This is a genomic window from Thermomonospora curvata DSM 43183, from assembly GCF_000024385.1.
In the GTDB taxonomy this organism is placed as follows: Bacteria; Actinomycetota; Actinomycetes; order Streptosporangiales; family Streptosporangiaceae; genus Thermomonospora; species Thermomonospora curvata.
Genome location: NC_013510.1, coordinates 4320157 through 4337548, shown reverse-complemented (window position 1 = coordinate 4337548; position 17392 = coordinate 4320157). Strand labels below are relative to the sequence as shown.

General features: G+C 68.2%; 22 protein-coding genes. 14 read left to right on the top strand and 8 right to left on the bottom strand.

Annotated features, from left to right (window positions below; genetic code table 11):
* Nucleotides 1-133 precede the first annotated feature (133 nt).
* The 4 genes from TCUR_RS18645 to TCUR_RS18630 all read left to right on the top strand — a co-directional run bounded on the left by TCUR_RS18645 (nucleotide 134) and on the right by TCUR_RS18630 (nucleotide 4798).
* A complete protein-coding gene (locus TCUR_RS18645) occupies nucleotides 134-553 on the top strand; it encodes a CBS domain-containing protein (RefSeq protein ID WP_012854104.1) in 420 nt (139 codons plus the stop codon).
* A gap of 453 nt (nucleotides 554-1006) precedes the next feature.
* A complete protein-coding gene (locus TCUR_RS18640) occupies nucleotides 1007-1480 on the top strand; it encodes an LppU/SCO3897 family protein (protein ID WP_012854103.1) in 474 nt (157 codons plus the stop codon).
* Nucleotides 1481-2380: 900 nt separating this feature from the next.
* Nucleotides 2381-3052 carry a hypothetical protein gene (locus TCUR_RS18635; RefSeq protein WP_012854102.1) on the top strand — a complete coding sequence of 224 codons (672 nt, stop codon included), beginning with the start codon at nucleotides 2381-2383 and terminating at the stop codon, nucleotides 3050-3052.
* A gap of 48 nt (nucleotides 3053-3100) precedes the next feature.
* Nucleotides 3101-4798 carry a proline--tRNA ligase gene (locus TCUR_RS18630; RefSeq protein WP_012854101.1) on the top strand — a complete coding sequence of 566 codons (1698 nt, stop codon included), beginning with the start codon at nucleotides 3101-3103 and terminating at the stop codon, nucleotides 4796-4798.
* Nucleotides 4799-4972: 174 nt separating this feature from the next.
* Here the strand turns inward: TCUR_RS18630 and TCUR_RS18625 are convergent, their stop codons facing one another.
* The 3 genes from TCUR_RS18625 to TCUR_RS18620 form a co-directional block, all read right to left on the bottom strand.
* Complete coding sequence (locus TCUR_RS18625) at nucleotides 4973-5230, bottom strand: DUF397 domain-containing protein (RefSeq protein ID WP_012854100.1); 258 nt, start codon at nucleotides 5228-5230, stop codon at nucleotides 4973-4975.
* Between the two features lie 122 nt (nucleotides 5231-5352).
* On the bottom strand, nucleotides 5353-5655 hold the full coding sequence (locus TCUR_RS26620) for a hypothetical protein (RefSeq protein ID WP_012854099.1): 303 nt from the start codon (nucleotides 5653-5655) through the stop codon (nucleotides 5353-5355).
* On the bottom strand, nucleotides 5645-6085 hold the full coding sequence (locus TCUR_RS18620; RefSeq protein WP_012854098.1) for an ATP-binding protein: 441 nt from the start codon (nucleotides 6083-6085) through the stop codon (nucleotides 5645-5647). Before TCUR_RS18620 ends, TCUR_RS26620 begins: the two co-directional genes overlap by 11 nt.
* 132 nt (nucleotides 6086-6217) lie before the next feature.
* Here TCUR_RS18620 and TCUR_RS25780 point away from each other — a divergent pair, with 132 nt between their 5' ends.
* The 6 genes from TCUR_RS25780 (at nucleotide 6218) to TCUR_RS25770 (ending at nucleotide 8452) form a co-directional block, all read left to right on the top strand.
* Nucleotides 6218-7033 carry a helix-turn-helix domain-containing protein gene (locus TCUR_RS25780; RefSeq protein WP_169313041.1) on the top strand — a complete coding sequence of 272 codons (816 nt, stop codon included), beginning with the start codon at nucleotides 6218-6220 and terminating at the stop codon, nucleotides 7031-7033.
* Entirely contained in the window at nucleotides 7030-7230 is a 201-nt protein-coding gene (locus TCUR_RS18610) for a DUF397 domain-containing protein (RefSeq protein WP_012854096.1), read from the top strand. Before TCUR_RS25780 ends, TCUR_RS18610 begins: the two co-directional genes overlap by 4 nt.
* 103 nt (nucleotides 7231-7333) lie before the next feature.
* On the top strand, nucleotides 7334-7534 hold the full coding sequence (locus TCUR_RS18605; RefSeq protein ID WP_012854095.1) for a DUF397 domain-containing protein: 201 nt from the start codon (nucleotides 7334-7336) through the stop codon (nucleotides 7532-7534).
* A 106-nt stretch (nucleotides 7535-7640) separates the two neighbouring features.
* Nucleotides 7641-7841 carry a DUF397 domain-containing protein gene (locus tag TCUR_RS25775; RefSeq protein ID WP_012854094.1) on the top strand — a complete coding sequence of 67 codons (201 nt, stop codon included), beginning with the start codon at nucleotides 7641-7643 and terminating at the stop codon, nucleotides 7839-7841.
* Nucleotides 7842-7947: 106 nt separating this feature from the next.
* Nucleotides 7948-8148 (top strand): DUF397 domain-containing protein, encoded by a 201-nt coding sequence (locus TCUR_RS18600; RefSeq protein ID WP_012854093.1) that lies wholly within the window; start codon nucleotides 7948-7950, stop codon nucleotides 8146-8148.
* Between the two features lie 73 nt (nucleotides 8149-8221).
* Complete coding sequence (locus tag TCUR_RS25770; RefSeq protein ID WP_342610144.1) at nucleotides 8222-8452, top strand: DUF397 domain-containing protein; 231 nt, start codon at nucleotides 8222-8224, stop codon at nucleotides 8450-8452.
* A gap of 249 nt (nucleotides 8453-8701) precedes the next feature.
* Here the strand turns inward: TCUR_RS25770 and TCUR_RS18595 are convergent, their stop codons facing one another.
* Both TCUR_RS18595 and TCUR_RS27170 read right to left on the bottom strand, forming a co-directional pair.
* The gene (locus TCUR_RS18595; RefSeq protein WP_012854091.1) at nucleotides 8702-9505 is read right to left on the bottom strand and encodes a methyltransferase domain-containing protein; all 804 of its coding nucleotides are present in this window, start codon (nucleotides 9503-9505) and stop codon (nucleotides 8702-8704) included.
* Nucleotides 9505-9666: a hypothetical protein gene (locus TCUR_RS27170; protein WP_169313040.1), complete on the bottom strand. Its 162-nt coding sequence runs from the start codon at nucleotides 9664-9666 to the stop codon at nucleotides 9505-9507. The genes TCUR_RS18595 and TCUR_RS27170 overlap by 1 nt, the downstream gene beginning before the upstream one ends.
* Nucleotides 9667-10065: 399 nt before the next feature.
* On the opposite strand from TCUR_RS27170, the gene TCUR_RS27165 reads away from it, so the two are divergent.
* Entirely contained in the window at nucleotides 10066-10233 is a 168-nt protein-coding gene (locus TCUR_RS27165) for a hypothetical protein (protein ID WP_012854090.1), read from the top strand.
* 47 nt (nucleotides 10234-10280) lie between these two features.
* Here TCUR_RS27165 and TCUR_RS18590 read toward each other — a convergent pair whose 3' ends face one another.
* A complete protein-coding gene (locus tag TCUR_RS18590; protein ID WP_245536897.1) occupies nucleotides 10281-11525 on the bottom strand; it encodes a cytochrome P450 in 1245 nt (414 codons plus the stop codon).
* A gap of 243 nt (nucleotides 11526-11768) precedes the next feature.
* On the opposite strand from TCUR_RS18590, the gene TCUR_RS18585 reads away from it, so the two are divergent.
* Entirely contained in the window at nucleotides 11769-12395 is a 627-nt protein-coding gene (locus tag TCUR_RS18585; protein ID WP_052305548.1) for a TetR/AcrR family transcriptional regulator, read from the top strand.
* A 161-nt stretch (nucleotides 12396-12556) separates the two neighbouring features.
* Here the strand turns inward: TCUR_RS18585 and TCUR_RS18580 are convergent, their stop codons facing one another.
* On the bottom strand, nucleotides 12557-13321 hold the full coding sequence (locus TCUR_RS18580) for an SDR family oxidoreductase (RefSeq protein ID WP_012854087.1): 765 nt from the start codon (nucleotides 13319-13321) through the stop codon (nucleotides 12557-12559).
* 591 nt (nucleotides 13322-13912) lie between these two features.
* On the opposite strand from TCUR_RS18580, the gene TCUR_RS18575 reads away from it, so the two are divergent.
* A complete protein-coding gene (locus tag TCUR_RS18575; RefSeq protein ID WP_041440059.1) occupies nucleotides 13913-14767 on the top strand; it encodes a hypothetical protein in 855 nt (284 codons plus the stop codon).
* Between the two features lie 102 nt (nucleotides 14768-14869).
* On the top strand, nucleotides 14870-15121 hold the full coding sequence (locus TCUR_RS18570; RefSeq protein ID WP_012854085.1) for a hypothetical protein: 252 nt from the start codon (nucleotides 14870-14872) through the stop codon (nucleotides 15119-15121).
* Between the two features lie 99 nt (nucleotides 15122-15220).
* Here TCUR_RS18570 and TCUR_RS18565 read toward each other — a convergent pair whose 3' ends face one another.
* A complete protein-coding gene (locus tag TCUR_RS18565) occupies nucleotides 15221-17374 on the bottom strand; it encodes an MMPL family transporter (protein ID WP_012854084.1) in 2154 nt (717 codons plus the stop codon).
* Nucleotides 17375-17392 lie beyond the last annotated feature (18 nt).

Here is a 17392-nt window from a genome sequence, read left to right as displayed (position 1 = left end):
CCGCCCGAGTCGGCCACGGTGCGCGCCTCCTGGCCCGCCGGGACGAACACCCCCCAGGAACCAGACATCAGGGACATACATCCTCCTCTGTCGGGTAGGCGGAACGCGACGACGCCGACTCAAGGAGGGTCCGATGGCGCGGCGGGCCAGCGAGGTCATGACCCCGGCGCCGGTCACGGTGCCTCCCCACTGCTCCCTGATGGAGGCCGCGGCGCAGATGCGCCGGCACGGCATCGGTGATGTGCTGGTCACCGAGGACGACCAGTTGCGCGGGCTGCTGACCGACCGCGACATCGTGGTCCGCGCGGTGGCGGCCGGACGCGACATGGCCACCACCACCGTCGGGGAGGTCTGCAGCCGCCGGGTGTTCACCGTCTCGGCGGCCGACGACGCCGATGCGGCGGTGCGGATCATGCGCGAGCACGCCGTCCGCCGCGTCCCGGTGATCGACCACGGCAGGCCCGTCGGGGTGATCTCCCTGGGCGACATGGCCATCGAACGCGACGCCCACTCCGTGCTGTCCGACATCAGCGCCCAGCCCCCGACGGTCTGAAAAGACCGCCCCGGAGGCGAGTTTTCGCACGTGAGCGCTTGTCCTGCGGGGAGCGCCGGAGGGCTGCGGCGACCCCGCCCGCCCACGGCGCCAATGTAACGATTTGAACATGAACACCTTTCCCCGGGCCGCTCATTGAACCCGAATGCTTTTCCATGAGTCATGAGTGGTGATGAACGAGTCGGTTGTCGTGATGGACGCGCCCGCCCCGCCCCAGGGCCGGTGCGCGGGCCGCGCCTTGCCGCCGCTCGGACGGTTTCCACGCCCCCCCGCAAGGTGTTCGAAGCCGCCGGTGCGTCCGGTTCACTTTCCCGAACCGGAGGAGTGCCCCGCGGCCGCACACCCTGCTGAGCCCGTGCTTCTCAGGTGGTATTCGTTTCGGCGCCCATGCGGCAACAGGCCTTTGCCGGTAACGAGCGATTCACCCATCGCTGAAATCACTCACAGGGAACGATGATGTACAACCAGCCGCAGGGCGAGCCTTTCCCGCAGCAGCCCGGATCGCCGTCCCAGCCGTATGCCGCCCCCCAGCCGTACCCCGGCCGGCCGCAGCAGCCGGTGGCCGCGCCGCCCTCGCCGCAGCAGGCCCGGCCGCGTCGTAAGAAGCGCTCGGTCGGTCTCATCGCGCTGGCCGTGATCGTGCTGGGGCTCATCGCCGCCGGTTATTTCCTGCAGAAGGGCAGTCCCGACTACGCCGCCGTGGGCGACTGCGTCGCCGGCAACAGCAGCGAGGCGCTGCGAGTGGTGGAGTGCACCGACCCGGAGGTCACCTACAAGGTGGTCGGAAAGGTGGAGGACAAGAGCCAGTTTGAGTTCCACACCTCTTCCGCCACCATCTGCAAGCCCTTCCCCGAGGCCCGCAGCGCCTTCTGGAAGGGCGAGCGCGGCGGCTCGGGCTATGTGCTCTGCCTGGCCCCGGCCAAGTGAGCCTTTTTCGGCTCCCCTTCTTTCCGTTCACTGACACGGCGGTCTGTGACCGCGCGCTCCCGATGGTTCCGTGACCGGCATCGCGCCCGTTGTGCGGACCGGCGGGCGAGGTGCTGAAAAGGCCTGGCGGGTTTTCCCAAAGCGCTGGAAGGAACCTTTTCGGCCCGCTGTTTCCGCAGGTCACAGGCGCTACCGTCGCATCGGTGGGCGACGCGGTGCCCGCAAACACCCTGACCTGAGACGCCGGGAACGCCCGGTCCCGGTGCCACTTGTCGCTTGTGCCTCGCCGTGCCGTCTCCTTCCAGAGGGGCGGCACGGCGGGACGACACCGGCATAGCGCATCGCTGGTCCTCATGTCGTTCGCGGCCTCGCCGGCACTTGGGTTTTCGACGGCATAGGCCGCTGGGAGTGCCTTCTTGAGGACGTCCCAACGCGCGGAGAGCGTGCCCGGGCCGCCCTCGGGCGTGACCGCTTCTCCGGCGGGCGCCACCGGCGTTGGATTCCCTCCCGTTTGCGCTCTTGTCAGCGTTCTGTGTCAGATCCTGAACGTCCTCACCTTTCGGTGACCTCGGTCACCGAGAAGACCTCGCGAAGGGACGCTCAGTAGCACCAGCCGGTCTGCTGAGGACCTTCAAGGGGCGCCGCGAGGACGACACGTGGGATTCTCGGCACATCTGGCGCGTTTGTTGCGGTGTGTCCGTTTGTAATTATCGGAAGCACTATTGGATGTTTTTGGTCTCCCGCGCTTCCGCTTCATTGGTATGTTGGTCGCCTCCCGTCATGCCTTGAGCGTGGTTTCATGCACTCCCGTGGGGCATGTGTTGAAAAATACTCATTGACCTTTCAAGGCAAGATCATCCATCATGGACCAGCTCTTGATTCCTGCCGGGGGAGGGGTCAATGTTCGGCCGCCGGAACAAGGAGATGGCAGAGGCGGCAGCCGTGGCGGCGGACGCGTTCCGCAAGCTCGACACCGCCTTGCGCACCGCGGACGAGCGGCTTCGCGAACTGGCGGGATTGCCGCAACTCCACAGATTTCCCGCCGCCTACCGTGAGAAGATCGTGAACGACTTCACACGGGAGTTCACCCCCGTGAAGGACACCTCTCAAGAACTGATGGACGTATACGCCAGATTGGCGGAAGACGTCCCCATCATCGCCGCCTCACGGGAAAAGCACCTGCGCAAGGAGTGCACGCAGACGCTTTGGGGAATGGCCGCAAGGTTCGACGAGCTGGCGGCGGCGATGAACTCTCTCGCGGCGTCGATAAGCGGTCTGACCGCGACGGTGTTCCAAAGGCTGTCGGACTGCGACTCGCTGCGGGTGCGGGCCATGCAGCACGTGGACGCGGCCAGGGGCGCCCTGGACCTCGCGCAGCAGCGCGGCCACGACGTATCAGAGGGAAGACGCCGGCTCGACCGGCTGATCAGCAGCGCCCCGGTCCTCACCGACGGCGTCATCTACGAAGGGTGGAAGCGGGCGCTCGAGAGCGTCATCGAAGGCGCGGACCAGATCCGCATGCAAGCCGACGCCCTGGTGCACCGAGCCCGGCCCCAGGCGCAGGACGCCTAGACTTCCTCTCCTCAGCGATCGTCGAGCGAGGTCATAGGGGCGTCCTGCATGCGCTGGTCCCGGTTCTATGCGCCGACACTGCGACAGGACCCGGCCGACGCCGAGACGGCCGGCCACCGGCTGCTGGTGCGCGCCGGGTTCATCCGGCGGCTCGCGGCGGGCCACTACTCGCTGCTGCCGCCCGCCGCCCGCGTCCGTTCGAAGATCATCGAGGTGATCCGGCAGGAGATGGACCGGATCGGCGCGCAGGAAGTCCTCCTGCCCGCCCTGCAACCGGCCGAGCTGTGGCGGCGCAACGGCCGGTGGGACGCCTCAGGCGAGGAGACGTTCCGCCTGACCGACCGCAAGGGCGCCGAGGCGGCGCTGGGGACGACCCACGAGGAGGTCGTCGCCTCCCTGGCCACCGAACTCGGCTCCTATCGGCGGCTGCCGCAGCTGTGGTACCAGTTCCAGACCGCCTTCCGCGACGAGGCGCGCCCCCGCTCCGGCCTGCTCGGGCTCCGCGAGTTCACCCTCAAGGACGCCTACAGCCTGGACGCCGACGAGGCCGCGCTGGAGGGCTCGTTCCAGGCGCACCGCGAGGCCTACCGGCGGATCTTCCAGCGGCTGGGCCTCCCCGTCATCGAAGCCCAGGGCCCCGGCGGCTCACTGGAGTTCCTGTGCCCTTCCGAAGCCGGCGATGACGCGGTGGTGCGCTGCCCGGCCTGCGGGTACGCCGCCGACGCCGAGACGGCCGCCTCCCGGCTCGCCCCGGTGACCGACGGCCCCGGCCCGGAGAAACCCGAACGCTTCGACACCCCGCACGCCAAGACGATCGAGGAGCTGACCGCCCGGCACGGCGTCCCCGCCGACCGGCAGATCAAGACCCTGGTCTACCGGGTGGACGGCCGCCTCACCCTGGTGCTGCTGCGCGGCGACCACGCCCTGGCGGAACGGAAACTGGCCGACGCCACCGGCGCCGCCGCCGTCCGCCCCGCCGACCCCGAGGAGATCTTCCAGACCCTGGGCGCCCACCCCGGCAGTCTCGGCGCGGTCACCGCCACCCTGCCGCCCGGCAGCGACCTGCCGATCCTGGCCGACGAGGCGCTGCGCGGCCGGCGCGACATGACCACCGGCGCCAACACCGACGGCGTCCACGTGCGCGGCGTGGACATCGCCCGCGACATCGCCGTCACCGCCTGGGCCGACCTGCGCCGGGCCCGCGCCGGCGAACCCTGCCCCTCCTGCGGGCAAGCCCTGGAGACCACCCCCGCCATCGAGGTCGCCCACCTGCGCAAGCCCGGCCGCCGCTGCACCGAGGCCCTGGGCGCCCGGGTGCTGGGCCCCGACGGCACCGAGATCACCCCGCTCATGGGCCGCTACAGCATCGGCGTCGAACGGGCCATCGCCGCGATCGCCGAGACCGGCCACGACGACTCCGGCCTCCGCTGGCCGGCCGGCATCGCCCCGTTCGACGTCGCGGTCACCCTGCTGGACCCCCGCGACGACCAGGTCACCGCGGCCGCCGAGCAGATCTACACCGCCCTTGCCGCCGCCGGCGTGGAGACGATCCTGGACGACCGGGACGAGCGTCCCGGCGCCAAGTTCGCCGACACCGAGCTGATCGGCATCCCCTACCGCGTCACCGTCGGCAAACGCGGCCTGAAGTCCGGAACCGTGGAGATCAAGACCCGCGCCACCGGCCGGACCGACACCGTCCCCATCCCCGAGGCAGCCGCCCGCGTCACCGCCCTGCTGAAGAGCTGACCTGCCGAAGAACACACGGTCCCCGCCGCTGTCTCGGCGGGGACCAGGGGGCGATGACCGGGAACCGTGAGCCGACCGGCGAGCTCCCCGGGACGGGCGTGCCGCACGAGATGACCGGCGACGCTCCGGCCCGTGGTTTCCGAAGGCTCGGGGCGGGCCTCGGCGGCTCGCCGGTCACTTCTGGGGGGAGTCCTCCGGGGGAAGGTCCTCCAGCAGGTCGTCGAACTCGCCGTCCTTCACCCCGGCCACGAACGCGTCCCATTCGGCCTCGGTGAAGTACAGCGTGGGCCCGTCGGGGTCGTTGGCGCTCCGCATGGTGACCGCCTTGGTGCCGGGAGCGAAGATCTTGTTGTCCTTGCGGTGCTCGTCCGGGACGTCGGCGGCGTCGATGAACTCGATGATGACGCCGTCGGAGGCTTCCTGCTCACTCATGCGTACCTCTTCCGTTACAAACGGTTCAACCCCGCCATGCTAGGGCCACGGACCCGCCAGTGAGGGGCGAAAGGCTTTCGACCCGGCCGATACCCGTCCACAAGGCGGGGATGGGGAGTGCTTCACCGATAGCCGTTCCCCGGTCCGCGCACACTGTCACCCGGGGGTGCGGCCGGTCTCGGCGGCGCCCAAGCACCGTCCGGCCCGTGCCGGGCGGCATGGCGCGGGAGATGACGGGCCCGGCGTGCCGGGGCGGCGGACTCGACGAGCGCCATGCGCCGCTGAAGTTCGGCGACGCTGCCCGCCGCCACCACGCCCGGCCCGTTCAGGTGCAGGGCGACCAACTGCCCGCTGTAGCGGCCGAAGAGGATGGCCCAGCCGGGAGTACGCGCATCCAGCTCGGCCGCGACCCGTTCAGGCCGCATCGCCGTCCCCGCCAAGGCACAGGGTGGCCCACACCGTCTTGCCCGGCCCGCCGCCGGGGTCGGGCTCGAACCCCCATGCGACGGTCAGCGCCTCCACCAGGTACAGCCCTCGCCCGCTCTCGGCGGCGAAGTCCGGCTCCCGTTTGACCGGGAAACCCGGCGCGTCGTCCCACACCGCCACGTCCACCAGCCCTCGCTCCCGGTGCAGTTCCATGAGGACGAGCAGCTCGTCCGCACCGGCCTGCCAGGAGTTCGTGACCAGTTCCGTGAGGACGCTGTTGAGATCGGCGGCGAGGCCGCCGGACAGGCCCCAGCGCGCCAATGTCTTCGCGGCCCATTCCCGCACTCTTCCGGGCGCCCGTTCATCGGCATCGGGACGGACGAGAGCGAGGGTCTGCTTGCACTGAGGGGCGAATGCCATTCGGGTCATCTGGGAGTCCTCGGGACGGGAAGGATTCGATCGTTTTGTGTGTCGAAACGCCCCCACAGCGTCACTCATGCGACGTAACCTTGTGAGTGCTTTTCGTGGCTACCCCCGATGGCAAAAACAAAAGGGGTAAACGTGGGCAGACCTCCCAACCCGATTGATCCCAACAGCTCACTCGCTGCAAGGTTTGGCTGGAAGATTCGCACTCTTCGAGAACAACGGGGCTGGTCGCTGGAGGAGCTAGGTAACAAAGTCGCGTGCAGCGCCAGCTACCTGAGCAGGCTTGAACGTGGTGTGAAGTCTCCGGACGAGGCGGTTGCTCGCCAGCTAGATGCTGCACTCGGCACTACGTACTTCAGTGAGCATTGGCAGCTCGTGCTGAGAGAGCGGCTGTCGCAGCCAGGCCGCGCGCAGACTGAGCATGAGTTCGAGGCTGCTGTCATCAGGGCCTGCATGCCCAACCTGATCTTCGGGCTCCTGCAAACCGAGGAGTACGCACGGGCAATAGTTATGTCTGGTCCGTTCCGCAATAACGTGGATGTGATGGTCGCCGAGCGTATGAGAAGGCAAGAAGTTCTGACCCGGGAGCACCCGCCACGCCTCGTCGTTGTGTTGGACGAGGTTGCATTGCGCCGAGTCGTCGGTGGGGTGGATGTGCATCGAGCTCAGCTCGAACGCCTTGAGGCAGAGATGAATAAACCTCACGTTACCCTGCAAGTCGTCCCGGCAGACGCTGGTGAGTACCCTGGGCTCGTAGGTGGGTTCGAGATACTCTCGTTTACCGGGAAAGCCCCTCTTGCCTATGTGGAGGGACCGGGCGGCACGGGACACATGGTGGACTCCCCTAGTCACCTAGCCGCTCTTGATGAGACGTTCGATCTATCCCGGGCGGTAGCCCTGCCAACCAAGGCCACCGCTCAGATGATCAGACAGATCCGAGAGGAGCTATGAGCGAGCTTAGGAACGCTGAATGGCGTAAGAGCAGCTACAGCGATGTGGGCAGTGGCGACTGCGTCGAACTCGCTGCCAAGCCCGGTGTAGTCGGCATCAGGGACAGCAAGAACCCTGCCGCTGGGCACCTCCAGGTCGGTAAGCGGGTCTTTGTTTCCCTGCTTCGTGAGATCAAGGCCGGTCACTACGACCTGTGACGCAGCACGGACCGACGTGTCCCGTTCGGTGCCCTCCGGCGGGACCGGACCGTTATCGACTCTTCGGACTGGGATGAGTTTGCCGTCCGGGTGGGAGATTGCGATGAACGTCTTCAGTAGCGCCGCCTGGCGGAAGAGCAGCCACAGCTACGGCGGTAGTGGTGACTGCGTGGAGCTGACGACCTTCCAGGGCATGATCGGTGCCAGGGACAGCAAGAACCCCACCGCTGGGTACCTCCAGATCGGAAAGCAGGACTTTGCTGCCCTGCTCCGTGAGATCAAGGCCGGTCACTACGACCTCTGATGCAGCGCTGGCCAACATGTCGCCCCTGATTCCCTCAGGGTGGGACTGACACGCCTCATCGACCCTTCGGGTGAAGAGGGATTGCCGTTTGGACAGGGAGTCCGTGATGAGTACCTTCAGCAACGCCACCTGGCGTAAGAGCAGCTACAGCGGCGGCGATCACGGTAGCTGTGTCGAGCTGGCTAGCGCGCCGGGCGTCGTAGGGGTCAGGGACAGTAAGAACCCTGCCGCTGGACACCTTCAGATCGGTAAGCGGAGTTTTGCCGCGCTGCTCTGCGAGATCAAGACTGGTCGGTACGACCTGTGATGTGGTGTGGGCCGGTGCGTCCCGCCTGGTGTTCCTAGGCGGGACCGGTCCCCGTCACAGAACCTCGGATCAGGGGCTGGATTCTTCGTCCAGTGAGGAGTCTGCGGTGAGCACCTTTGACAGCACCGCCTGGCGTAAGAGTAGTCACAGCGGCGGCGAGTACGGCGACTGTGTCGAGCTGGCTAGCGCGCCGGGCGTCGTAGGGGTTAGGGACAGCAAGAACCCTGCCGCTGGGCACCTCCAGGTCGGTAAGCGGGTCTTTGCTTCCCTGCTTCGTAAGATCAAGGCCGGGCACTACGACCTGTGACGCAGCACGGACCGACGTGTCCCGTCCAGTGCCTTCCGGACGGGGCCGGCCGTTATCGACTCTTCGAACTGGGATGAGTTTGCCGTCCGGGTGGGAGATTGCGATGAACGTCTTCAGTAGCGCCACCTGGCGTAAGAGCAGCCACAGCGGAGGTGAACATGGTGGGTGCGTCGAGCTGGCTGCCCTACCGAACGTGATCGGCATCCGTGACAGCAAGAATCCTCACGTTGGACACCTCACGATCGGCAGACGGCATCTCACAACCCTGCTCGCTGAGATCAAAGCTGGTCGCCACGACTTGTGATGCGGTGCGCGCTGACGTATCTCGCCTACTACCTTCCGGACGAGGGTTGGTAGACGCTGTCCGGCCCCCGGACCCGGGGGCAAGGATTGCCCCTCAGAGGTACGGCAGCCGTATTGACTCCTCCGGAGAACCGCATCACCGGTTGTCGTTCTTGCCACTGGTGACGGCATGAACTTCCAGCTCTTCACCTGGTCGATGGGCCTGGCGACGGTGGGATCCCCGCGTGCCGCGGCATGCCTTTGAGTGTGGTCAAAGAACGTTGTGGGGGCTGTCGAGCCAGATCCGCTGGCCCTCCGGGGAGACCGTGACTCCGAAGCGGGTGCAGTCGGGTTTGCCGAGCTTCACCCATCGCTCTCGGGTCTGGTGGGCGACGGCTTGAGACTTCCGCTGCCCCCGCAGCGGCATGAACCAGGCGGGGCCGACGAACCGGCCTTCTGCCATGCCGTCCGCCGACACGGTCAGGACGGCCAGAGGGTCGTCGGGGTGCACGGTCGGCCCCCAGGGGACGAGGATCAATCCGCCGGGGCGGGTCTGCTCCACCCAGGCGTACGGGACCTCGCACGCGGCGGCGGTGACGATGATCCGGTCGTACGGGGCGTTCGGCGGGTATCCCTTCTCCCCGTCGTCGGCCACGACCGTGACCGGGTAGCCGGCCCGGTGCAACGCCCGCCGGGCCTGGACGGCGAGCGTCGCGTCCACTTCCACCGTGGTGACGTTCTGTGGCCCCAGCAGGTGAGCCAGCAGCGCCGCGTTCCATCCGCTGCCGGTGCCGACTTCCAGCACCCGCATCCCCGCTTCGAGCCGCAGTGCCTTGAGCATCTCCACCACGATCTCAGGGGCGCTACTGGAACTGGTCGGCCACAGAGGAAGTTCAGAGCTCTTCCCGTCATCCACCTGAATGACGACCGGCTCCCCGGACCGCACGATGGCCGCCCAGCGTTCCGGATCGTCCGCCCGGGACAGCGGAACCATTCCCTCTCCTTCGAACACCCATATGGTGTCCGGAATGAACGGCTCACGCGGCACCGCTTTGACGGCCCCTTCGATGTCCATCAGACCTTCCCGGTGCCCCCGCAGCCCACGCAGCCGCGCTCGACCTGCTTGTTGTCCAGCGAGATCTTGACCTTGCCCGTGCCGTGGCACATGGAACAGGGCGTCGGCTTCCGGTGCTTCCCCCGCTCTCCCTCGCCGTCCCTGCTTCGCTCTTTGCTCATCTGGCGCTCCCCTCCAAGACATTCACTCGGGATGAGGAGCCATGCCGTGTGAAGGTTGAAGTCCTGTGCGGAAGATCCCTCAGCCTTTTGGGCGCCCGTCCCGAGAGAAGGCTTGACGAGTGTCGGAATGAGCATGACGCGCGCGCCGTGGCTTGAGCAAGGAAAGCTCTCAAATATTTTTTTCCGGGGACGATCGGCAATGGTCACCCGGGAAAGAGCGGGAAGCGTTAATTCGCTTTCGCGTGATTTGCCTGGAAGGGGATGCGGCCTTGCACGGCACCGGTTGAGATCACTCCGGGCGCGGCATCGTGGCGACCGCTGAGACCATCGCCCCCGAACACCCCGGCGTACGGGGTCTCTGGCAATCGAGCGAGGTCTGGCTCGGCCGAGTAGATCTCCATGAGGATCGTGCCGCCGTGGAACGACCAGTCCTATGCGCCCTGCGGTCCGGAGGACATCTTCCAGGAGGCGGACGTCAAAGTCATGATCTCGGTCCTCCACCAGGTGCGCTCCACCGCCGTCCCGCCCGAATCCGCCGCTGCTCGGCCCGAGTCCGCTGCCGGATAGACGCCCGGCCCGAGGCCGAACGCCTCGGGCCGGGCGGTGGGGCTGGGTCAGCTCTTGAGGGTGTAGCGGATGGGCAGGTGCTTGAGGCCGCCGACGAAGGTGGTGGCGATCAGTTGGGGTTCGCCGGCCAGTTCGATGGACTCCAGGCGGGGGACCAGTTCTTCGAAGAAGATGCGGGCCTCCAGTTTGGCCAGGCGGGCGCCCAGGCAGTAGTGAACGCCGAAGCCGAAGGCCAGGTGCTTGTTGGGGTCGCGGCCCACGTCGAAGCGGAAGGGGTCTTCGAAGACCTCCTCGTCCCGGTTGGCCGACGGGTAGGACAGCAGCACCGACTCGCCCTTGGCGATGCGCACCCCGCGGATCTCGGTGTCCTCGGCGGCGGTGCGGGTGAACTGCTTGACCGGGGTGACCCAGCGGATCATCTCGTCCACCGCCAGCGGCATCAGCGACAGGTCGGCCTGGAGGCGGGCGAGCTGGTCGGGGTGTTCGATCAGGGCGTGCAGGCCGCCGGCGATGGCCGAGCTGGTGGTGTCGTGGCCGGCGGAGGCGACGATCGTGTAGTAGGAGAAGGTGTGGACGTCTGACAGCGGCTCGCCGTCCACCTCGGCGTTGGCGATCAGCGAGGCCAGGTCGTCGGTCGGGTTGGCGCGGCGGGAGGCGGTCAGCTCCTTGAAGTACTCGAAGAAGTCCATCAACGCCGCCATGGTGTCCTCGGCGTTGGCGCCTCGCTGCAGCTCGGGGTCGTCGCCGCCGAACAGCTCCTGGGTGAGCTTGAGCATCCGCCCGTAGTCGGATTCGGGCAGCCCGAGCACCGACAGGATCACATACAGCGGGAACTGGGAGGCGACGTCGGTGACGAAGTCGCACTCGCCGCCGAGCTCGGCCATGCGGTCCACATAGCGCTTGGCCAGCTCCCGGATGCGCCCTTCCAGGCGGCGCAGCGAGCGGGGCTTGAACCAGTCGGCGGTGATCGCCCGCATCTTCTTGTGCTCGGGGTCGTCCATGTGGACGAGGGTCCGCAGCTCCATGCCCTGCTCGCGCTGCTGCCGCTGCATCTCGTCCAGCTCGGCCGTCAGCAGCATCGGGCGGGGGTAGCTGAGGAACAGGTTGTTGTTGCGCTCGATCTCCAGCACGTCCTCGTGCTTGGTGATCGCCCAGAACGGGTTGTAGCCCGGCGCCTCGACCCAGTGCACCGGCTCTTCGCGGCGCAGCAGGGCCAGCGCCTCGTGCAGCCTCGCCTCGTCGGCGTAGGCGGTCGGGTCCGCCAGTGCCCGTCCCGCCTCCTGAACCGTCATGGTCGTGCTCATCGGCTGCCTTTCCACAAGGGGCCGCGTGCCGTGGGCCGGGGACGCGGCCGGGGGTGATGGGCGGGGCGGCACCGGGGACGGCCGCTTCGGGCCGGAGATGGCCGTCCCGGCGCCTTTAACGACGAAGTTCGTCGTTAAAGGGACGGTAGAATCCGGTTCTGGCCACGTCAAGGGACCTTCGCCCCTATGCCCGATCCGCCCACCCCGAACCCCCTGTGCCACACTGGGCGGGTGTCGAGCAAGGCCACGACCCGCGGCAGACCCGCCGACCCCACCATCGACGAGCGGATCCTCAAGGCTGCGCTCAGCCTTTACGGGCAGGTCGGCTGGGCCGGGTTCAACCTCGACGCCACCGCCCGCCGCGCCGGGGTCAGCAAGACCGCCCTGTACCGCCGCTGGCCCACCAAGGAAGAGCTGCTGCTGGCCGCCCTGGAACGCGTCGCCGAGATGCCGCCCCCCTGGCTCGACCTGGACGACCTGCCCTCCTGCCTGACCTACGCCGCCGAGCAGGTCGTCGACATGTTCATCGGCCCCAAGGCCCTGGTGCTGCCGCGCGTCCTGGTCGAATCCGTGCACTACCCCCGCTGGCTGGACGAGAAGGTCCAGCAGATCGTCCGCGCCCGCTTCGCCGTCGTCCACCAGGTCCTGGACGCCGCCATCGAACGCGGCGAACTGCCCCCCGACGTCACCCCCGAACTGGTCTCCGACCTGATGATCGGCAGCGTCGTCGGCCGGATGATCCGCACCCCCGGCCGCGACCGCCCCCTCACCAAGGCCGAACGCGACCGCCAGGCCCAGGACATCGCCGACCACATCCTGACCGTCCTGCGCCGGGACTCCAGCCACCCCGTGGCCTGAGGCCGCCTCCTGCGCCCCGGCTGCGGAAAGAGGCGCGCTGATCGGGGCAATGCGCCGGGACGGATGAGCGGCCTATGAGACGGCCGGGTCCCGGTGTGAGCGCCGCGGCTCTCTTGCAGCCGTGTTGTTGGCCGGACGCCTTACGAGGACGGCGCCATGGGTCAGCGGGCGATGCGCTGGGCGACCAGGCGGGCCATCCACAGGGGGGAGAAGGCCGACGCGGCGGCCAGGAGCTTGGTCTGAGCACCGACGACGCGGTGCGGGGCGCGCAGCGGGAAGTCGCGTTCGTGCACCACGCGCCAGGCCGTGGCGGCGACCTGCTCGGGGGTGAGGCGCACTCCCAGGCGCTTGACGCTCGCGGCGCCCTGGACGTCCCGCAGGCCCATGTCGGTGGCCACGAACAGCGGGACCAGGCTCCGCACCCGGATGCCCTCGCCGCGCCACTCCAGCTCCAGGGCCTCGGTGAGCGACTTGACCGCCGACTTGGTGGCGCCGTAGGTGGCGAGGGCGGGCTGGCCGTACAGGGCCGAGGCCGAGCACAGGTTGAGCAGCGTGCCGCGGGAGCGCTTGAGGTAGGGGTGACCGGCCAGGGCGCCGTACACCACGCCCAGCACGTTCACCTCCACCATGCGGCGGTGGGCGGCGGCGTCGATGCTTGCGAACGGCCCGGAGGACAGCACTCCCGCGTTGTTGACCAGGACGTCCAGCCCGCCGTCGCCGCAGAAGTCGGCGAGCGCCGCGCGCCAGTTCGCTTCGTCCCGCACGTCCAGCCGCCCGGAGACCGCGTGAGGCCGTCCGCCCGCGGCCTCCGCCACGGCTTCGGCGTCCACGTCGTACATGCCGACCCGCCAGCCGCGGGACAGGAACAGTTCGGCGATCGCCCGGCCGATGCCGCGGGCGGCACCGGTGACGAGGATGCTGCGCATGAATCTCCTGGTGAGAAGTCGAATGACCTGGTGGTCATAGTGGCAGAGCAGCAGGCGCGGTGTCGATGGTCCCGGTCGAGGAGCCCTGCCGGGCGGCGCGGAGCCGTGCACTGGGGTTTCTCGACGATTCGGCGTTGCCGGGAGGCGGCATCGGTCCGCAGGTCGTACGCGGGGACGGTGCCGTGACCTGGAACGTCGCCGCACCGGACACCGGCGAGGCTCCCGTTCCCGCTGTCTTGGGCCACGTGTTGAAAAGGGGGTTCACCGGTGAAGGCGGGGGAGGGGCGGTCCAGAGGAGATCCGCGAAGGCTCACACCCCCGCCGGGGGAAGGTCGCTCCCTGGGAGCGGCCGGCGCGCCTTCGCCCTGGCGGAAAGACGGTGCGGTTCGGCTCCGTTTTGTTGAGAAAACTTCAAAAATCTTGACCGATCAGAGCGCGTCCGTCCGGTCGTTCAAGGTGATTCCCGCTGCCGATGGACGAAGCGGTCAAATTTGGCAAACACCTAGAAATTGGTCCTGCATGATCCCATGAATAACAGGTTTTCTGATATTGACCTGATTTCTAAGGACTGATCCGGCTATTGTTCTCCGCATGCCTTCTCTGGAACACGAGATGCCGCTGGAGCTGTTCCGGAACCGGCCGACACTCGCCCCCGAACTGCTCCGGATGGTCTACGGGGTGAAGGTCCCCGAGCGCGCGAAGGTCACGTTGGGCTCGGAGACCTTCAACGACGTCAAGCCCAAGGAGCTGCGCTGCGACGCCACCGTCCTCGTCGGCGACGGCTCCCCGCCCGACCTGGGAATCATCGTGGAGGTGCAGCTCCAGTACAAAGAGGACAAGAGGTACACCTGGCCGGCCTATCTGGCCGCATTGCGCGCCCGCTGCCGATGCCCGGTGACGCTGCTGGTGCTGTGCCCGACGGACGCGGTGGCCGAGACCTGCGCCGAACCGATCGACCTGGGCCCGGAAGGCGGACCGGAATGGGTGCTCAAACCCCTGGTCCTGGGACCTGCACAACTGCCGGTGGTGACCGACATCGAACAGGCCTGCCGAATGCCTGAATTGTCGGTTCTAAGCGCCCTGGCGCACAGTGACCGCCCCGAACGCACTCAGGTCCTGAACGCCTACTGCGCCGCCCTGAGCGTCCCCGACCCCGACACCGCCTTCCAATACCATCAATATGTCCTGTCGCAACTGTCCGGGCCTGCCCTTGCAGCCCTGGAGGAGATCATGAACACCGTGACCTACGAATACAAGGGAACCTTTCTCGGCAAGGCCTTCAACGAAGGTGAGGCCAAGGCTCTGGTGAAGTTCTTGGAGGCTCGGGGTTTGGAGGTCTCGGAGCGGGTTCGGGAGCGGATCATGGGGTGCACCGATCGCGATCTGCTGGAGCGGTGGATCGAGCGGGCGGCGGTGGTGGAGTCGGCCGAGCAGTTGTTCGACTGATTCGAACAGGCTGTGCGCCTTGGTCGCTGCAGTGAGCCGGGAAGCGGAGGTCCCGGAGGGACGAGCCGCTTTGAGCTCGCCTCGGTGGTCCTGGAGAGGGCCATGAGCACTGTGCCTCCCAAGTACACGGGGCCTTTCCTCGGCAAGGCCTTCAGGGAGGGGTTCAAGGAGGGCTTCAAGGAGGGCTTCAAGAAGGGGCAGGCCAGGGCTCTTGTGGCGTTCCTGGAGGCTCGGGGGCTGGAGGTCTCGGAGCGGGTTCGGGAACGGATCACCGGGTGTGACGATCTCGATCTACTGGCGCGGTGGATCAGGCGAGCGGTGACGGTGGAGTCGAGCGAGCAGTTGTTCGGCTGATCCGGCCGGGGTCTGCGGTTTCGCTGTCCAGAGAGACGGGACATGGGAGGTCCCGGAGCGATTCGGCTCCGGGACCTCTGGCTGTGATGGGGGCCGGCCTCAGGCGGGGATGAGGTCGCGTTCCTGCTTGGGGTTCTCCTCCTCGCGGATGCCGTAGCGGCGGTAGAGGCGGGCCAGGGGGCCGGGGGCCCACCAGTTGGCGCGGCCCAGCAGGCGCATGGCGGCGGGGACCAGGATCAGGCGGACCACGGTGGCGTCCAGGGCGATGGCGATCGCCATGCCCACGCCGATCAGCTTGATGAAGGACACCCCCGAGGTGGCCATCGCGCCGATCGCCACCATCAGCAGCAGCGCGGCACCGGTGATGATGGCGCCGGTGCGCTGCACCCCGGCGGCGACGGCGGCGGTGTTGTCGCCGGTCAGGTCGTACTGCTCGCGGACCCGCGACAGCAGGAACACCTCGTAGTCCATGGACACCCCGAACAGCAGCAACAGCATCAGGATCGGCATGGCGGGGGCGATGCTGCCGGTGGCGGTGAAGTCCAGCAGGCCCGACAGGTTCCCGTCCTGGAAGATCCACACCACGGCGCCGAACGCGGCGGCCAGCGACAGCAAATTGACCGCGATCGCCTTGACCGGCAGCACCACCGAGCCGAACGCCAGGAACAGCAGCACGAAGATGGCCGTTCCCACCACCAGCGCCACCTGTGGCAGCGTGTCGGCGAGGCTGTCGAGCTGGTCGATCACCGTGGCGGTGACGCCGCCGACGTAGATCGTGGTGCCGGGCGGCGCGGGCATCTGCCGGATGCGTTCGACCAGGTCGCGGGCGGCGTCGGACTGCGCGTCCCCGTCGAAGGTCACCGCGATGCGGGAGACCTCGGCGCTTTGCCCGGTGACGGCCGCGCCGGTCACCCCGGGCATCTGGCGCAGCCGCTCGGCGAGCGCGGCCGGGTCGGTGCGGCCCTGGACCACCACGTCGATGGGGCTGGTGGCGTTGCCGGGGAAGTCGCGTTCCAGGGTGTGGCTGACGACCCTGACCTCGGTACCCTCAGGCAGTACCCGGGGATCGACCCCGCCCCAGTTGATGCGCAGGAAAGGCGCCCCGATGGCCAGCAGCAGCGCGGTGGCGGCCACCGCGTACAGCACCGGGCGCCGCATCACCGTGCTCGCCGTCCGGTGCCAGCCGCCTCCGCGGGCCGGCTCCGCGGTGGACGCGGCGGAGCGGCGGCGCAGCGACAGGGCGTTGACGCGGGGGCCGAGCACTGCCAGCGCCGCGGGCAGCAGGGTGAGCGCGGCGATCATGTCGACCACCACGGTGGCCACCCCGCCGTACCCCATCGACTTCAGGAAGATCTGCGGGAACAGGACCAGGCCGCCCATGGAGATGGCCACCGTGACCCCGGAGATCAGCACGGTGCGCCCGGCGGTGGCCATGGTCGCGCCCAGCGCGTCCTCGACCGTCTGGGTGCGCCGCAGCTCCTCGCGGAACCTGGCGACCATGAACAGCCCGTAGTCGATGGCCAGCCCCAGTCCCAGGAACGTGGCGACGTTGACCGCGAAGATCGACAGGTCGGTGGCCAGTGCGATGGCGTGCAGCACGGTGAACGCGCCGAGGATGGCGACCATCCCGGTCAGCAGTGGCAGTGCGGCGGCGGCCAGCCCGCCGAAGACCACCACCAGCAGCGCCATGAGCACCGGCAGGGACAGCATCTCGGCGCGGGCGATGTCTTCGGAGACCTGCTCGTTGATGGTGACGGTGGTGGGCACCGTGCCGCCGACCTTGACCTCCAGCCCTTCGGCGCGGGTCAGGTCGTCCCGGATCGCCCGGTAGTTCTCCTCCCGCTGCGCGGTGTCCTGCCCGGCCAGCCGCAGCACGGCGTAGGTGGTGGTGCGGTCGGCGCTGACGAACTGCGGGGAGCCGGTGGAGTAGTAGGTCAGGGCCGAGGCGACCCGGTCGGCCGGCAGGGCGGCCACGGCGTCGGTGACGGCCTTGCGCACGGCCGGGTCGTCGACCGTGCGTCCGGCCCGGTCGGTGTAGAGCACCACCACGTCGGCCTCGCCGCGGGGCAGCGCCCGTTCGGCCACCTCGATCGCCCGGGCGCTCTCGCTGTCGGGGGTGGCGAAGCCGTCGGCGGAGGTCGTGGCCCCGAACACGCCGGTGCCCCAGACCACCGAGAAGATCACCGCGGCCAGTGCCGCAACCAGCACGGGCCATCGCCGCCGGTAGATCAGGCGGCCCCAGCTTTCCAGCATCGCGTCCTCCATCGCCTG